Origin of the sequence: Limnobaculum parvum (assembly GCF_003096015.2) — a bacterium.
Classification (GTDB): domain Bacteria; phylum Pseudomonadota; class Gammaproteobacteria; order Enterobacterales; family Enterobacteriaceae; genus Limnobaculum; species Limnobaculum parvum.
In genome coordinates this window covers 792,620-808,613 of the sequence record NZ_CP029185.2, presented here as the reverse complement: position 1 = coordinate 808,613, position 15,994 = coordinate 792,620, and the positions used below count along the sequence as shown (strand labels likewise).

The following is a 15,994-nucleotide window of genomic DNA, read 5'->3' as shown; positions in this document are numbered from 1 at the left end:
AAAGGTGAACCCGGGCAACAGAAAACTGAAAATCAGTATCTTGTCATTCAATAACGAAAGATTGTCATTTATCAGGCAGGTGAATAGGCCAAATAGAATAAAAGAAACGATAAGTACGATTGGGTAGAACCACCATGATGGAGGTGATGGTTTTTCCTCTTCGGGTAATATTGTGCGTTGCCATTGCATATTAACAGTCCATATTCAGGGTGTCGGGTGATAGTTATCGAGTTGGATCGCATTGCATATGAGTCCAGCCCTTGTAGTCTTTAACTTCGGGTACCGAGGTGGGGAGATTTTGGAAGTTTTCTCTATCTTCGATGACCGTTCCAGGGATAGAATTTATCGCCATATAATCTAATCCCCAGCGATCACCAAAAGGTTTAGAGCTAAGATAGATATAGTTTTGCTTGGTTAAGAAAAAACCCTGATCGCCTACCACGGTAAAGGAAACGACATCCTCTACTGACGGACGATCTCCTTTAAATTCCTCAGCACCTCCTCCCGGAGTAAAACTGGCATCTTCAAAGGTTCGCCCATAATCTTTAGAAACCATGAGTCCAGATAAATCGCGATAAGGTATCGCAATGTATTTTTTTGACGGGTGAATAAAAGGAAAAAGCGACACTTTAAATCCGCTTGTGACTTTAGTGGCAAACTTTTGCTTATTGTCCACGTAGAATACCGTTCCCTGACATTTATTCCCGACCAGAACCAAAGCGCGATCGTCACCGAATAAATAGATAACCTGTCGGTCAAGCTCAGCATAAGCGGGCATAACGACCAGCAAACAGAAAACTAATGTGGTTAATCCCTTGGCTAAACGTTTCATACCCTCTCCCTGTAAATACATTATCGAGTTGGATCGCATTGCATATGAGTCCAGCCCTTGTAGTCTTTAACTTCGGGTACCGAGGTAGGGAGATTTTGGAAGTTTTCTCTATCTTCGATGACCGTTCCAGGGATAGAATTTATCGCCATATAATCTAATCCCCAGCGATCACCAAAAGGTTTAGAGCTAAGATAGATATAGTTTTGCTTGGTTAAGAAAAAACCCTGATCGCCTACCACGGTAAAGGAAACGACATCTTTAACTAATGGGTGATTTCCTTTAAATTCCTCGGCCCCTCCTCCCGGAGTAAAACTGGCATCTTCAAAGGTTCGCCCATAATCTTTAGAAACCATGAGTCCAGATAAATCGCGATAAGGTATCGCAATATATTTTTTTGACGGGTGAATAAAAGGAAAAAGCGACACTTTAAATCCGCTTGTGACTTTAGTGGCAAACTTTTGCTTATTGTCCACGTAGAATACCGTTCCCTGACATTTATTCCCGACCAGAACCAAAGCGCGATCGTCACCGAATAAATAGATAACCTGTCGGCCAAGCTCAGCATAAGCGGGCATAACGACCAACAAACAGAAAACTAATGTGGTTAATCCCTTGGCTAAACGTTTCATACCCTCTCCCTGTAAATACATTATCGAGTTGGATCGCATTGCATATGAGTCCAGCCCTTGTAGTCTTTGACTTCGGGTACCGAGGTGGGGAGATTTTGGAAGTTTTCTTCAGAAGAAAGTGTTTTTCTAGGAACCGCATTTAACGCCAGATAATCCAATCCCCAACGCTCACCAAAAGGTTTAGAGCTAAGATAAATATAGTTTTGCTTGGTTAAGAAAAAACCCTGATCGCCTACCACGGTAAAAGAAACAACATCTTTAACTAATGGGTGATTTCCTTTAAATTCCTCGGCCCCTCCCCCTGGTAAAAAACGAGCTCTTTCAAACGTTCTCCCACCGTCTTTAGAAACCCGGAATCCAGATAAATCACTATAGGGTATAGCAATATATTGTTTGGATGGATGAATAAATGGAAAAAGAGGCAAATCAAATCCAGTAGTGACTTGCGTGGCAAACTTCTGTTTATTGTCCACGTAAAATAGTGTTCCCTGACATTTATTCCCGACCAAAACCAAAGCGCGATCGTCACCGAATAAATAGATAACCTGTCGGTCAAGCTCAGCATAAGCGGGCATAACGACCAACAAACAGAAAACTAATGTGGTTAATCCCTTGGCTAAACGTTTCATACACTCTCCCTGTAAATACATTATCGGGTTGGATCGCATTGCATATGAGTCCAGCCCTTGTAGTCTTTGACTTCGGGTACCGAGGTGGGGAGATTTTGGAAGTTTTCTCTATCTTCGATGACCGTTCCAGGAATAGAATTTATCGCCATATAATCTAATCCCCAGCGATCACCAAAAGGTTTAGAGCTAAGATAGATATAGTTTTGCTTGGTTAAGAAAAAACCCTGATCGCCTACCACGGTAAAGGAAACGACATCTTTAACTGACGGACGATCATCTTTATACCGTTCAGCGCCTCCTCCCGGAGTAAATCTAGCACCTTCAAACGTTCTCCCACCATCCTTAGAAACCATCAATGCGGATAAATCACTATAAGGTATAGCAATATATTGTTTAGAAGGATGAATAAAGGGAAAAAGTGGCAAATCAAATCCAGTAGTGACTTGCGTGGCAAACTTCTGTTTATTGTCCACGTAAAATAGTGTTCCCTGACATTTATTCCCGACCAAAACCAAAGCGCGATCGTCACCGAATAAATAGATAACCTGTCGGCCAAGCTCAGCATAAACCGGCATAACGACCAGCAAACAGAAAACTAATGTGGTTAATCCCTTGGCTAAACGTTTCATACACTCTCCCTGTAAATACATTATCGAGTTGGATCGCATTGCATATGAGTCCAGCCCTTGTAGTCTTTAACTTCGGGTACCGAGGTGGGGAAATTTTGGAAGTTTTCTTGATGTTTATATGTCAAATGGTCAATGGCATTCAGTGCAACATAATTCAGCCCCCAGCGATCACCAAAAGGTTTAGAGCTAAGATAGATATAGTTTTGCTTGGTTAAGAAAAAGCCCTGATCGCCTACCACGGTAAAGGAAACGACATCTTTAACTAATGGGTGATTTCCTTTAAATTCCTCGGCCCCTCCTCCCGGAGTAAAACTGGCATCTTCAAATGTTCGCCCATAATCTTTAGAAACCATGAGTCCAGATAAATCGCGATAAGGTATCGCAATATATTTTTTTGACGGGTGAATAAAAGGAAAAAGCGACACTTTAAATCCGCTTGTGACTTTAGTGGCAAACTTTTGCTTATTGTCCACGTAGAATACCGTTCCCTGACATTTATTCCCGACCAAAACCAAAGCGCGATCGTCACCGAATAAATAGATAACCTGTCGGTCAAGCTCAGCATAAGCGGGCATAACGACCAGCAAACAGAAAACTAATGTGGTTAATCCCTTGGCTAAACGTTTCATACACTCTCCCTGTAAATACATTATCGAGTTGGATCGCATTGCATATGAGTCCAGCCCTTGTAGTCTTTGACTTCGGGTACCGAGGTGGGGAGATTTTGGAAGTTTTCTCTATCTTCGATGACCGTTCCAGGGATAGAATTTATCGCCATATAATCTAATCCCCAGCGATCACCAAAAGGTTTAGAGCTAAGATAGATATAGTTTTGCTTGGTTAAGAAAAAACCCTGATCGCCTACCACGGTAAAAGAAACAACATCTTTAACTAATGGGTGATTTCCTTTAAATTCCTCGGCCCCTCCCCCTGGTAAAAAACGAGCTCTTTCAAACGTTCTCCCACCGTCTTTAGAAACCCGGAATCCAGATAAATCACTATAGGGTATAGCAATATATTGTTTGGATGGATGAATAAATGGAAAAAGAGGCAAATCAAATCCAGTAGTGACTTGCGTGGCAAACTTCTGTTTATTATCCACGTAAAATAGTGTTCCCTCACACCTCTTCCCGACCAAAACCAAAGCGCGATCGTCACCGAATAAATAGATAACCTGTCGGTCAAGCTCAGCATAAGCGGGCATAACGACCAACAAACAGAAAACTAATGTGGTTAATCCCTTGGCTAAACGTTTCATACCCTCTCCCTGTAAATACATTATCGGGTTGGATCGCATTGCATATGAGTCCAACCCTTATAATCTTTAACTTCGGGTACCGAGGTAGGGAGATTTTGGAAGTTTTCTCTATCCTTATATACCAATTCAGGAATGGCATCTAATGCGACATAATCCAACCCCCAGCGATTGCCAAAAGGTTTAGAGCTAAGATAAATATAGTTTTGCTTGGTTAAGAAAAAACCCTGATCGTCAACCACAGTAAAAGAAACGACATCTGATACCTCTGGAGTTGCATCACTCATTCCAGTCGGCCCTCCTCCTGGAGAAAAACTAGCATCTTCAAACGTTCGCCCATAATCTTTAGAAACCATGAGTCCAGATAAATCGCGATAAGGTATCGCAATGTATTTTTTTGACGGGTGAATAAAAGGGAAAAGCGACACTTTAAATCCGCTGGTGACTTGCGTGGCAAACTTCTGTTTATTGTCCACATAGAATACCGTTCCCTGACATTTATTTCCGACCAGAACCAAAGCGCGATCGTCACCGAATAAATAGATAACCTGTCGGCCAAGCTCAGCATAAACCGGCATGGCTATCAGTAGTGCAGGTAGAAATAGGTTAACCCACTTTTTTATATAATATTGCATACAGAATATTTTCCTTTACTCAGCTTACTTTAACTGCGGCCACGGATAAGGCCACTGTTGCGCCGTTTCATTTGAGTCAAAATGGTTAACGACCCCCTCTGGTATCCCTATTCTCGGATGATTCATCATTTTTTTAAATTTATCAGGCAATATCCCCGTTTGGTAATAGGTTCTGACATCTTTCACAGGATTTCCTGAATCACGCCAATCGGCCATTTTTAATAATTTCAACCAAAATGTCCCCCTCTCAATAATATAAGCATTACAAACACCAATGGCTAAATCATAAGCCATGGCATTTTTAGAGACATCTTCATTCACCACAATCGATGAGTGCTGGCTGGTGGTGGTCACCGTATTACTGGCCTGAAGCTTAATTTCTTCCCGGGTTTTGATACGGTAGACTAACAGGTGATTGATAAGAGTCAGTTGAGCAGAGCAAATAATATTTGCGCCGTTATACAGATTGCGGTTAAGCAGTGCGATTTCACTCTTATTTAAATAATCTTCGTCTTGCAGAGTTCGAGTAATATAGTCCGGCTTTTTTATCAGCTCGGTTTTTTTCATATCATCTCTGGCAATGGCCGCCATGGTCAAGGCCATATCCGATGCGCCAAGCGGGCCACTTTTTGGCATCAGTTCGAACGGGAAGGGCGTCACCAGGGCTTCACCGTTAATGGTTCGGTGGCGATCGCCAAAGTTAACCGATGTCCCCTGTAGCGCGGTTGATACCCGTTGGCGAAAAGCAAGGCCACTTGGCGGATAGGAGGTAGTAGTACGCACTTCTTCATAGGGTAACGAAAAAACAGACTCGCCATTGCCTACCGTATGCCCCTCATAAAATACCCGCTGTCTGAAGCCAGAACCCAGCCGGGTCATCACCTCATCGGGGATCCCCTGCCAGCCAAACCCTTGAACCGGCATCAGCGAGACGGTTTGGTCATTAGGACAAAAATAGTTATACACTTTGCCAAAATTATTACGGCTGTATTCGGGCTTGTCCCACTGATGGTCTGGCCCCAAAACCGCACTTTTACTTAATACGTCAGTGGTATAGGTATTTTTCAGCTCATTTTTACCGATCAACTGACAAAAATTTACCAGGGTTTCCTCCCGGCCTTTAGCGGTTTGTTGATTGCCGGGCATCATATTTTCCATCAGCCGCGACTCCAGCGAATAGGGGGAATGATTCAATATCACACAGTCTGCCGGTTGATATCCTGCCTTCTCTACCAGAAAATTAGCCAACATGGTAACAATAGTGCCCTGACTGTGGCCCACAATATTTATCGGATCATGTTTAGTAGTATCTTTTTCCCGAATAGCAATGATCAAATCCGCCAAACGCTGCGCGGCGAACACCTGATAAATACGATGACAGTTATCATAAATCGGGTGGCTAAAATCCCCATCATTGAACGAAGTCCAGCGAGAATTCCATTTCGCCACGTACATAGCAAGGCCATTACTGCCCGGCCCATACATGTCCGGAATGCAGGTTGTTGCATTGGCAAACAGGCCGCCGTTCTTAATTTTATTGCTGTCCAAATAGTTAAAAAACTGATCGGTATAGCTGTTGTTGCATTGCGCGTCAGATAAGGACTCTTCCCTAACATAGGCATCATAGGCCAGATCGACATCAACTTCAGGGGACAGCAGGCTGGGGTAGTCCGCAATATATTGATCTTCTTCCGCTTTAGTCAATATCTCCGTCAGTTGCTTCTTCTGCTGCGCCATCAAATCATCAAAATAACGTTTCTGATCCTCAAGAAAAACCTGCTTATCAACCGGTCGATACCCCCAATAAAACGGAATAATTGGTGATTTCCCAATATTCTTAAGGTGCCGATCGTCGGCAACCATAGAGGGAACCGCATTACGAATATCCTCCGCGATATAGTTCTCCCAAGTATGCGGCGTTAAATCCTCACGGCCTAGCCGCTCATTAAGCCCGGCACAAATGCCTCGGTCCTGGTGCTGGAATGCTTCTCCCACATCGTTAACCCCATGTACCAGAATCACAATACAGGGCATCGACATCGGTAACCCTATGTTATAGGTTTGTGCATTCTTTCCACTGTTCTTATGAACCCCATATGCAATATGAACGTTGCTATTGCTGCGCTTACTACTGCTATCGGTGCTATCCGTTGCTTTTTCATCAGACATTTCTAACCACCTCCAATATCTCGATTTGTACCTGCTCCAGCTCATTCATCGCTAACAGCGGTGACTCCCCGTTCGCGTCGCTGATACCTTCTTCAATGGTTCCATCGGCGCGGTGTAATCTGAAACGTCGATTGGCAATAACCCGATCCGGGTTACCTTCCACATGCAGGCGGAATTGGCGGGTAAAATCGCCTTTCTGAAACGATGGCATAACCTCATCAATACTGGCTCCACCCGGTTGCTCCAATACCGGTGACTTATGCAAAATTCTTTCGGGAGCGATAATTTCCACCACCCCATCACGAATACGAATGCCCGCCCCGCCCGACATCAGCAGCAGCTCTTTGCGAGCATGAATCACCATTTTTCCCTCAAGGGTGGTGATAAACATATCCTTTCTTGAGGTCAGTTCCAGCTCATCGTTTTGCGCCTGAATCTGCACCCGACCGGAAGCAGCAATTAATTTGATGCCGAGCTTTTGTGCGAACAGCGACAGCATGTCACCGGCTGCCAGCGTAAATTTTTTAAACGCACTCACCGCAACATCCTGACCGCTGGTAATCATCACGTTATCACCGGCTGAAATTTGCTGGCTCTTTGGCGTCAGTTGGGCGATGCCTTCCTGCCCGTAAAGCGCCAATCCCGAAGCGTTCAGATTATTGATGGTGGTCTGTAGAGCCTGCTGGCTATCCAGTTCTGAGGTTACCGCCCCCGCAACTTCTGCCGCACCGGCTAATCCTCTGGCGAGCATTAACGCTTCTTCAAGCTGTTTAATAATACCGGACATATCACGCTGCTGGCCCTGCGCCCGTTCCTGAGGCTCGGTGGAAATCTGAATCCCTTTTGCTGCCCGTATCGCCCCCCACTCATCGGTGCGTAACTCAAACCCTTCCCCACGCGGTTTACGTTCGGCGTCCACCAGATGCCCCATATTCAGTTGGGTTTTACCGTATTCGGTGGCGAGTTTGATGTGCTCTTTACCCCGCTCGTCGTCCATGCGCAGTTTATTATTGGCTGGGGTGCGGATCAGGTTGCGTTTATGGTTGGCGAGGGTGACTACGTCCCCATGACGGGAGTCGTGCATGGCGTGGGCGATATACGGTCGGTCGGGGTTGCCTTCGGTGAAGGCGATAGCCACTTCCGTGCCGTCAATCAGCGGGAAGTGGATGCCGTAGGTTTCACCGGCGTAAGATTTCGCCAACCGCATCCATAAACTCTCTTCCCCTTTGCGCCAGTTGTCGTTCAGGTCGAAGTCCATCTTCACCCGATAGCGGCCCTGTACATCGATGTAGCTGTAGGTGTCGTTATCCGGGCTGGTGACCCTTGCCGGTAAGGTGCCGCTGATGGTCGGCCAAGGCAAACGGGCCGGGCGGTAAGGGCGTAGAACGTCGTAAGGAATACCGGTGAAGCTGATGACATAGGCCTGTTGACGGTCGCCCTGTGTCTCTACTGAAACAATCAGAATGCCGCTGCCCGCTTCGGCTATCGGCGAGCCGGATACGGTCAGAATTTGCCCCGGAGCCAGATGGGATAAGGTGGTTTTGCCGCGGATGGTGATTTGTTCGGTCATAAAGCGCTGATGGCGCAAGCGAGCATACCAAGCGCCCTGACCTACGTTATCCGGCTCATGATTGGCGGCCTCTTCACTTGCATTTTCACTTTCATTGCTGCTCAGGCCATTTCGCAGGCCGAGATTTTTATCGGATAAACCACTCAACGTACCGCCAACGCCGGGAACATCCCCTAAACCCGCCGGTATCATATTGCTGAACTGCCCCACCAGTTCGTCCTGAGCATTGGCGTGGTGGGTCACTTCGCCTTTGTCGCGATAGTGCTCACCGTAAACATAGTGCCGACCGCGGGTGGTTTTATCTTTTTGCGCACCGTTGACGTCTGACTTCATCCCGGTTTGGGCGTTACGATAGTTATAGTCCTGAGTCAGCACGCTTTGGGGGACGGTCTTACGGTCTACCGACATATCCCACACCGACTCCACCCCGTTATCGTTGTTGCCGGAAGGCTGACGATAGCTGGCGGTTGGGCCATCCTGATACTGCTGTTCACCATCGCCAAACACCACTACATCACAAGCATGTTTGGTGTGGGTTTCAAAACGAAACCAGATGCCGCTGTCCGCCAGTAAACGGCGAATAAAGGACAGGTCACTCTCTTGCCATTGGGAAATGTACTCTTTGACCGGGTAGCTTTCCGTGAGCTCAAAGCGAAAATCCACCCCAGTCATATCATGCTGGCGTAGTACCTGCTCCACCACTTGCGGAACGGTCCGATGTTGAAAAATGGCGCTGTTTTGCGCGTTATCCAACAGGGCCAAACGGGGAGACAGCGTTATGGAATAGTGGGCTTCATCCGTTGACGTCGCCAACTGGCTAAAGGCGGTAACCACACCGTGTAGAACACGGTTTTCACCTACCCCCAACATATCGCCAAAAACACTGAATGCGCTGGTCAGCGCATCGCTTAATTGCCCAGCGGCGCTGCCTAGGCTGTTGATGCCATTTTCCGCCAAAGTGAAAGTCGCTTTTTCACTCAATATCTGTTGCATGGTCAGGCCGTGTTGCGCGGTAAACTGAACTTGGTAGCGCCACGGTTCACTCAGATGCTCATACCCTTGTACACTCAATACCGAGAGTGAAGCACTGACGCCATCAATCACTAACTGGTAACGGCTCAGGCCACTTTCCGATAATGCCGCGCCACCGCGTAATACCTTCGATACGTTGTCTAAACCATAAGCGCTCATCTGTTGGTTTAGCCGATCTTTGCCCGTTTTCATCAACAGATCTTTCATGCTATATCCTTATAGTTACTCGCCAACCATGCCGAAATCGCTACACGGCTTGAGAGATAGCTAATAAATGCGTTGCAAATACTTGATATAATACAACGCATTAAAATGATTTCGATTTCATACTACACCTGAATGAGTAATAATACATCCTGTCAAAATTACCAGTCGTTTCTTAAAAACGCGGAATTATAGGAAACAAAAAGTATTCTGATTTAATGGCGGCGCTTAGGATAGGTCGTGGTGATAAACGGCAGGTAAGAATGCCCGTGGTGTGAAAACTAAAAAACTTTTTGCCGATCCACAAAAACAAAAACGGCGAGATAATCTCGCCGTTTTACTACATTATTTAGAAACGCCAACTGCAATCAGCGATGGTGTTTCTCTTCTTCGGCCTCAACCTCACGCGCCCAGCGCGGATGGTGCTTTCTCGCCCATTTACGGCTGACCTTACCTTCAATCATGCCGGAAATAGAGCCCTTCACCCAAAATGCCATATAGATATGGATCAGAATGGCGTGAATCAGCACAATCGCCGCCACCGCATGCAGCAACAGACACAAGCGGATCGACCACATTGGGAACAGGTGAGCAAAATAAGGGCGCCAGATGATAATCCCGGTTACCAGCAGCACCAGAATCAGGCTCATAATGCTCCAGAACATCATCTTCTGCCCCGGATTATATTTACCCACGTCCGCCACTTTATGCTCGTTGCCTTTCAGCACTTCCACAATATGCAGGAACCAGCCAATATCATCCTTCTTCGGAATGTTATGCTTCACAAAACGGAAGAACATCACAATCAGCACGAAGAAAATCAACACGCCAAAGAAAGGATGCAGAATCCGTCCCATTTGCGGGGTACCGAAAGTCTGGGTCAACCAGCTTAGCGATGGGAAAAACATCGCAATACCAGACAGGGCAACCAAAAAGAAGCAAATCACTACCGTCCAGTGGCAGGCTCTGTCGATAAACGAGTTACGCTTAATCATCTTACTTTTCTTCATGATTTTCTTCCTCGTCATCGCTGTCGACTTTATTCGGACCAACACCCACATAGTGGAAAATCAGACCGGCAAAGGTCGCCACAAAACCCAGCGCCGACAGCGGCTTCAGAATGCCTTTCCAGAAACCCACCACCGGGCTGATGGTCGGTTCTTTCGGCAACCCGTGATACAGCTCTGGGCGATCGGCATGATGCAGCACATACATCACGTGCGTACCACCAACCCCTTGCGGATTATACAAACCGGCATTGGTGTAGCCGCGCGTGTTTAGCTCAGCAATACGCTCTTGTGCCAAATCAATCATGTCTTTCTTGGTACCAAAGGTGATGGCACCGGTAGGACAAGTTTTCACACAGGCAGGTTCCTGACCGACGCTAACCCGATCCACACACAGGGTACATTTGTACACCCGGTTGTCCTCTGGGTTCAGACGCGGAACGTTGAACGGACAACCGGCGATGCAGTATCCACAGCCGATACAGTGTTCTGACTGGAAATCAACGATACCGTTGGCGTACTGTATAATCGCACCCGCAGACGGACACGCCTTCAGGCATCCCGGTTCGCTACAGTGCATACAGCCGTCTTTACGGATCAGCCATTCCAGCTTGCCGTTTTCCTCGACTTCCGAGTAGCGCATAACCGTCCATGACTTAGGGGACAAATCCGCTGGGTTGTCGTAGACCCCCACGTTATGACCGATTTCATCACGAATGTTGTTCCACTCGGAACAGGCTACCTGACAGGCTTTACAGCCGATACAGGTGGTGACATCAATCAGCTTTGCCACTTCTTCTTGGTGATGACGCACCTGTGGAGGCGGCGTCAAAACGTTGGTGGCGGAACGCTTCATAATGTCTTGAGATTGCATTGACATAATTATTCTCCGTTACACCTTTTCCACGTTAACCAAGAACGCCTTAAACTCTGGCGTTTGTGAGTTGGCATCACCCACCGATGGCGTCAGGGTATTGGCAATATAGCCGTTACGCGCCGCGCCTTTAAAGCCCCAGTGAATCGGAATACCGACGGTTTCCACATCCTGACCGTTCACTTTCAGCGTGCGAAGACGTTTAGTCACCACCACTTTGGTCTTAATCTGGCCCCGTTTAGAGCTGACCTTCACCATATCGCCGTGCTGTACGCCGATTTTCTCTGCCAGCCCTTCACTGATTTCAATGAATTGCTCCGGCTGAGTAATGGCATTCAACTTCGAGTGCTTGGTCCAAGTGTGGAAATGCTCGGTTAAACGATAAGTGGTGCCCACATAAGGGAATTCCTTACTGGTACCCATTTCTTTCTTATCGCTCTCAAACAGACGCACAGCCGGGTTAGACACCACGTTTGGATGCAGCGGATTGGTACCAATCGGCGTTTCAATCGGCTCATAGTGCTCAGGGAATGGGCCTTCCGCCATCTTATCCAGCGCAAACAGACGACCAACGCCCTCTGGCTGCATGATAAATGGACCGGTTTCCGAACCCGGTGCTGCCGTCAGGTTAAAGTCAGGCACGTCGTTACCGCCCCACTTACTGCCATCCCATTCGATCAGCGTCCGTTTTGGATCCCAAGCTTTGCCCTGTACGTCCGCCGACGCACGGTTATAGATAATCCGGCGGTTAACCGGCCAAGCCCATGACCACTTCGGCGTCAAACCTAAGCCTGATGGATCTGCGTTATCGCGCAGTGCCATCTGGTTTCCGGCCTCAGTCCAGCTACCGGCATAAATCCAGCAGGCACTGGCGGTAGTACCGTCGTCCCTCAGATGAGCAAAGGTCGATAACTGCTGGCCTTTCTTCGCCAGTACGTTGCCATTGGCATCCACTACATCCGCCAGCGCCCGGCCATTAAGCTCTTTCGCCACTTCTTCCGATTCCGGGTGGTGTGGACGAGAGTAGTTCCACTGCATATTCAGCAGAGGTTCCGGGGTATTACCGCCTTCGGCGTTATACAGCTCGCGAATTTTAAACAGCAGAGCAGATAACATTTCACCATCAGTTTTGGCTTCGCCCGGTGGCTCTGCGCCTTTCCAGTGCCACTGTAACCAGCGACCGGAGTTAGCAATAGAACCATCTTCTTCAGCAAAACAGCTGGACGGTAAGCGGAATACCTCGGTTTGAATCGCGGCAGGATCCACATCGTTATGCTCGCCGTGATTTTCCCAGAAGCTTGCGGTTTCCGTCGCTAATGGATCCATCACCACCAGGAACTTCAGTTTCGCCAGCGCACGGGCCGTTTTGTTTCGGTTGGGTGATGATGCCAGTGCGTTAACACCCTGACAGATAAAACCGGTAACCAGCCCCTGATCCATACGTTCGAAGTAGTGCATCCAGTCGTAGGATTGGTCCCATTTTGGCAACCAGTCAAAGCCCCAGTCGTTATCTTTTTGCGCGTTATCACCGTAGAAACTCTTCATCAGGCTAACGAAGAACTTCGGATAGTTACTCCAATAGTTCACTTGGCCTGGCAGTAAGCTTTTCGGCGTTACCGCAGATAAATAGGTTTCCAGATTGATGTGCTTCTCTGACGGCAGGCTCAAATAACCCGGCAGGCTTTGAGATAACAAACCAACGTCAGTCGTCCCCTGAACGTTAGAGTGACCTCGCAGTGCGTTTACGCCACCGCCCGCCATACCGATGTTACCCAGCAGCAACTGAATCATCGCCATCGTACGAATATTTTGTGAACCAACGGTATGTTCGGTCCAGCCTAATGCGTACAGGAAGGTGGTGGTTAAATTTGGCGCACTGGTTTCCGCCAGCACTTCACACACTTTGGCAAAATCTGCCTGTGGGGTACCACAGATGTTTTCAACCACATCCGGGGTGTAGCGGCTAACGTGATGTTTTAGCAGATTCCATACGCAACGCGGATCGCTCAATGTCGGATCGCGCATAGGTTGACCGCTGTCATCCAACTGATAGTTCCAACTGGATTTATCATAACGACGTTTCTGCTCATCAAAGCCGCTGAATAAGCCGTCTTCAAAGCCGAAATCTTCACGAATGATGTAGCTGGCATTGGTGTAATGCTTCACGTATTCCGCATTGATTTTATTGTTGTTAATCAGATGCAGAATCACGCCCGACAGGAAAGCAATGTCGGTACCAGAACGGATTGGGGCATAAATATCAGCCACCGCTGCTGTTCGAGTGAAACGAGGATCGACCACCACAATTTTAGCATTGTTGTGTTTTTTGGCTTCCAGCGCCCAGCGGAAACCGACGGGATGTGCTTCTGCGGCGTTACCGCCCATCACCACAACCACGTTCGCATTTTTGATATCAACCCAGTGGTTGGTCATCGCACCGCGACCAAATGTTGGAGCAAGACTTGCTACCGTTGGTCCGTGTCAGATACGTGCTACTTGGTCGATGCCTAACATGCCAAGAGACCGGGTAAACTTTTGAGTCAGTAAACCGGTTTCATTACTGGCCGCAGAGCCACACAGCATACCGGTACTCAGCCAGCGGTTGACAACCGTACCGGCATCATTGGTATGTTGGAAATGTGCATCGCGATCTGCTTTCATGAGTTTAGCAATGCGATTTAATGCGTCATCCCAGCTCAAGCGCTGCCACTTATCCGAACCCGGCGCGCGGTATTCCGGATATTGCAAACGGCCTTCACTGTGGATGTAATCGATAAGCCCAGCCCCTTTAGGGCAAAGCGCACCGCGGTTTACCGGATGATCCGGGTCCCCTTCGATATGGAAAATACTACTCTTGGCGTTTTTCGCTCCGTCGCCCAAGCTGTACATTAACAGCCCACAGCCAACGGAACAGTAAGTGCAGGTATTACGCGTTTCACGGGCGTGTAATAATTTATAATTACGCGTTTCCGCCAGTGCCGTAGCCGGCGAAAAACCTAATGCCGCTACAGTTGTACCCGCCATACCGCCAGCGCAGATTTTAAAAACTGCCTCCTGCTGACCTGCATGGTTCTCTCCTCATTGATGACATACGAACTTAATCATTGACGCGCGGATTATAGAGGGTACAACCGTCTCACTTATTGATCTCGATCCTTAATTATCAATTTGTTTTTGTTAAAAATTTTACCACTTAATAGGTATTAATATGATAATTTAAGTGCCAAATAGAATTATAATTTGCAAGGTTATTAAATTTAACATTTGACCAAAAAAACGTCACTTTCGTATCTTAAACCCACCAAATAAAGACCATTGGTGGCATATCATACTGAAAGAAAAACATAATATATTGATGGATTCAAAATGCATCTTATATGTAAAAATTTGTAACTCACTTTATTTTATAAATAATTTTTACAATTCAACACATTTAACTACCTCTAATGAAGTAATTTTTTTAACATTTGAATTAACATAAAAGCATCAGTTTTCTCACTATGTTGAAGTCGTGGTTTCTCTCCTTTCCATTAAAAAACTCACCCCTGTCCTTTCATCAAACGCTTACGATGGGTGCCATCAACCAGTAAAAAAGGCCGCGTTAACTCACACTTACACATTAAATAATTTGAATCAAAATAGATTTTAAAATCAATTTTTTTGATTCAATGACAAAAGATATGATGGGTATCAATCTGATAATGAGAGCGGGTTCTGATTATTTTTTCTGCGTCAAAAAATTTGTCGCTGGCGTGAAAATCATTTTCCTGTCGGTTTTCGAATTCCTGTCCTAGTCTGATGGAAGAAACGACACTTAATCCCCTACCCCATAATCATGGGACTCAAGGAGCCTGACCTATGACACAACATACTTTTCGTGCTGAACCCTTTGCCCTGCCGTTTGATTTAAAAACTACTGCGCTGGTCATGATTGACATGCAGCGTGATTTCGTTGAACCAGGTGGTTTTGGCGAGGCATTAGGTAATGATGTTTCATTTGTTCGCACGGCTATTGAACCGTGTAAAAAAGTCCTGAAAGCCGCTCGTGACCACAAGATGCTGGTAATCCATACCCGTGAAGGACACCGTGCCGATCTGGCAGATTGTCCGCCAGCAAAATTAACCCGTGGCGGTCAAACCTTTATCGGCACCAAAGGCCCAATGGGACGTATTCTGGTACGCGGTGAAGACGGCCATGACATTATCCCTGAGCTCTACCCTGCTGCCGGTGAGCCCATCATTGATAAACCAGGTAAAGGTGCTTTCTATCAGACCGACCTGCATTTAATTCTGCAAAATCACGGCATCAAAACCCTGATCGTTTGCGGCGTTACCACGGAAGTTTGCGTAAATACTACCGTGCGTGAAGCCAATGACCGTGGTTATGAGTGCATCATTCCTGAAGATTGCGTGGGTTCCTATTTCCCTGAATTCCAAAAATATGCTCTGGAAATGATTAAAGCTCAGGGCGCTATCTTTGGCTGGGTCAGTGACTCTAGCGCCATCGTGGAAGGCCTGAAAGGGTAATC

Annotated in this window: 12 protein-coding genes and 1 pseudogene; 1 reads left to right on the top strand and 12 read right to left on the bottom strand. The window is 46.9% G+C overall.

Annotation, left to right across the window (positions count from 1 at the left end):
- Positions 1 to 223: 223 nt before the first annotated feature.
- The 12 genes and pseudogenes from HYN51_RS02960 to fdnG form a co-directional block, all read right to left on the bottom strand.
- Positions 224 to 832 (bottom strand): T6SS immunity protein Tli3 family protein, encoded by a 609-nt coding sequence (locus HYN51_RS02960; RefSeq protein WP_108901478.1) that lies wholly within the window; start codon positions 830 to 832, stop codon positions 224 to 226.
- 20 nt (positions 833 to 852) lie between these two features.
- Positions 853 to 1,461, bottom strand: coding sequence for a T6SS immunity protein Tli3 family protein (locus tag HYN51_RS02955; protein ID WP_108901477.1), 609 nt, complete (start codon positions 1,459 to 1,461; stop codon positions 853 to 855).
- Between the two features lie 20 nt (positions 1,462 to 1,481).
- Positions 1,482 to 2,090: a T6SS immunity protein Tli3 family protein gene (locus HYN51_RS02950; RefSeq protein ID WP_108901476.1), complete on the bottom strand. Its 609-nt coding sequence runs from the start codon at positions 2,088 to 2,090 to the stop codon at positions 1,482 to 1,484.
- Positions 2,091 to 2,110: 20 nt separating this feature from the next.
- Positions 2,111 to 2,719 (bottom strand): T6SS immunity protein Tli3 family protein, encoded by a 609-nt coding sequence (locus HYN51_RS02945; RefSeq protein WP_108901475.1) that lies wholly within the window; start codon positions 2,717 to 2,719, stop codon positions 2,111 to 2,113.
- Between the two features lie 20 nt (positions 2,720 to 2,739).
- On the bottom strand, positions 2,740 to 3,348 hold the full coding sequence (locus tag HYN51_RS02940; protein WP_108901474.1) for a T6SS immunity protein Tli3 family protein: 609 nt from the start codon (positions 3,346 to 3,348) through the stop codon (positions 2,740 to 2,742).
- 20 nt (positions 3,349 to 3,368) lie between these two features.
- On the bottom strand, positions 3,369 to 3,977 hold the full coding sequence (locus HYN51_RS02935) for a T6SS immunity protein Tli3 family protein (protein WP_157952968.1): 609 nt from the start codon (positions 3,975 to 3,977) through the stop codon (positions 3,369 to 3,371).
- Between the two features lie 20 nt (positions 3,978 to 3,997).
- Positions 3,998 to 4,609 carry a T6SS immunity protein Tli3 family protein gene (locus tag HYN51_RS02930; RefSeq protein ID WP_108901472.1) on the bottom strand — a complete coding sequence of 204 codons (612 nt, stop codon included), beginning with the start codon at positions 4,607 to 4,609 and terminating at the stop codon, positions 3,998 to 4,000.
- Positions 4,610 to 4,633: 24 nt separating this feature from the next.
- A complete protein-coding gene (locus HYN51_RS02925) occupies positions 4,634 to 6,778 on the bottom strand; it encodes a T6SS effector phospholipase Tle3 domain-containing protein (protein ID WP_157952967.1) in 2,145 nt (714 codons plus the stop codon).
- Entirely contained in the window at positions 6,771 to 9,587 is a 2,817-nt protein-coding gene (locus HYN51_RS02920; RefSeq protein ID WP_108901470.1) for a DUF2345 domain-containing protein, read from the bottom strand. The genes HYN51_RS02925 and HYN51_RS02920 overlap by 8 nt, the downstream gene beginning before the upstream one ends.
- Positions 9,588 to 9,952: 365 nt before the next feature.
- On the bottom strand, positions 9,953 to 10,597 hold the full coding sequence (gene fdnI / locus HYN51_RS02915; protein WP_108902136.1) for a formate dehydrogenase-N subunit gamma: 645 nt from the start codon (positions 10,595 to 10,597) through the stop codon (positions 9,953 to 9,955).
- Positions 10,581 to 11,471, bottom strand: a complete 891-nt coding sequence (fdxH, locus tag HYN51_RS02910) for a formate dehydrogenase subunit beta (RefSeq protein WP_108901469.1) — start codon at positions 11,469 to 11,471, stop codon at positions 10,581 to 10,583. Before fdxH ends, fdnI begins: the two co-directional genes overlap by 17 nt.
- 12 nt (positions 11,472 to 11,483) lie before the next feature.
- Positions 11,484 to 14,533 (bottom strand): annotated as a pseudogene (gene fdnG, locus HYN51_RS02905) (formate dehydrogenase-N subunit alpha).
- A gap of 790 nt (positions 14,534 to 15,323) precedes the next feature.
- Between fdnG and HYN51_RS02895 the strand changes: the two are divergent.
- Positions 15,324 to 15,992 (top strand): cysteine hydrolase family protein, encoded by a 669-nt coding sequence (locus tag HYN51_RS02895; protein WP_108901466.1) that lies wholly within the window; start codon positions 15,324 to 15,326, stop codon positions 15,990 to 15,992.
- The last annotated feature ends 2 nt before the right edge of the window (positions 15,993 to 15,994 follow it).

What these genes read in the sequence shown, in the direction of transcription:
- HYN51_RS02960 (WP_108901478.1), bottom strand. Translation starts at nt 832, where the DNA reads ATGAAACGTTTAGCCAAGGGATTAACCACATTAGTTTTCTGTTTGCTG.
- HYN51_RS02955 (WP_108901477.1), bottom strand. Translation starts at nt 1,461, where the DNA reads ATGAAACGTTTAGCCAAGGGATTAACCACATTAGTTTTCTGTTTGTTG.
- HYN51_RS02950 (WP_108901476.1), bottom strand. Translation starts at nt 2,090, where the DNA reads ATGAAACGTTTAGCCAAGGGATTAACCACATTAGTTTTCTGTTTGTTG.
- HYN51_RS02945 (WP_108901475.1), bottom strand. Translation starts at nt 2,719, where the DNA reads ATGAAACGTTTAGCCAAGGGATTAACCACATTAGTTTTCTGTTTGCTG.
- HYN51_RS02940 (WP_108901474.1), bottom strand. Translation starts at nt 3,348, where the DNA reads ATGAAACGTTTAGCCAAGGGATTAACCACATTAGTTTTCTGTTTGCTG.
- HYN51_RS02935 (WP_157952968.1), bottom strand. Translation starts at nt 3,977, where the DNA reads ATGAAACGTTTAGCCAAGGGATTAACCACATTAGTTTTCTGTTTGTTG.
- HYN51_RS02930 (WP_108901472.1), bottom strand. Translation starts at nt 4,609, where the DNA reads ATGCAATATTATATAAAAAAGTGGGTTAACCTATTTCTACCTGCACTA.
- HYN51_RS02925 (WP_157952967.1), bottom strand. Translation starts at nt 6,778, where the DNA reads ATGTCTGATGAAAAAGCAACGGATAGCACCGATAGCAGTAGTAAGCGC.
- HYN51_RS02920 (WP_108901470.1), bottom strand. Translation starts at nt 9,587, where the DNA reads ATGAAAGATCTGTTGATGAAAACGGGCAAAGATCGGCTAAACCAACAG.
- fdxH (WP_108901469.1), bottom strand. Translation starts at nt 11,471, where the DNA reads ATGTCAATGCAATCTCAAGACATTATGAAGCGTTCCGCCACCAACGTT.
- HYN51_RS02895 (WP_108901466.1), top strand. Translation starts at nt 15,324, where the DNA reads ATGACACAACATACTTTTCGTGCTGAACCCTTTGCCCTGCCGTTTGAT.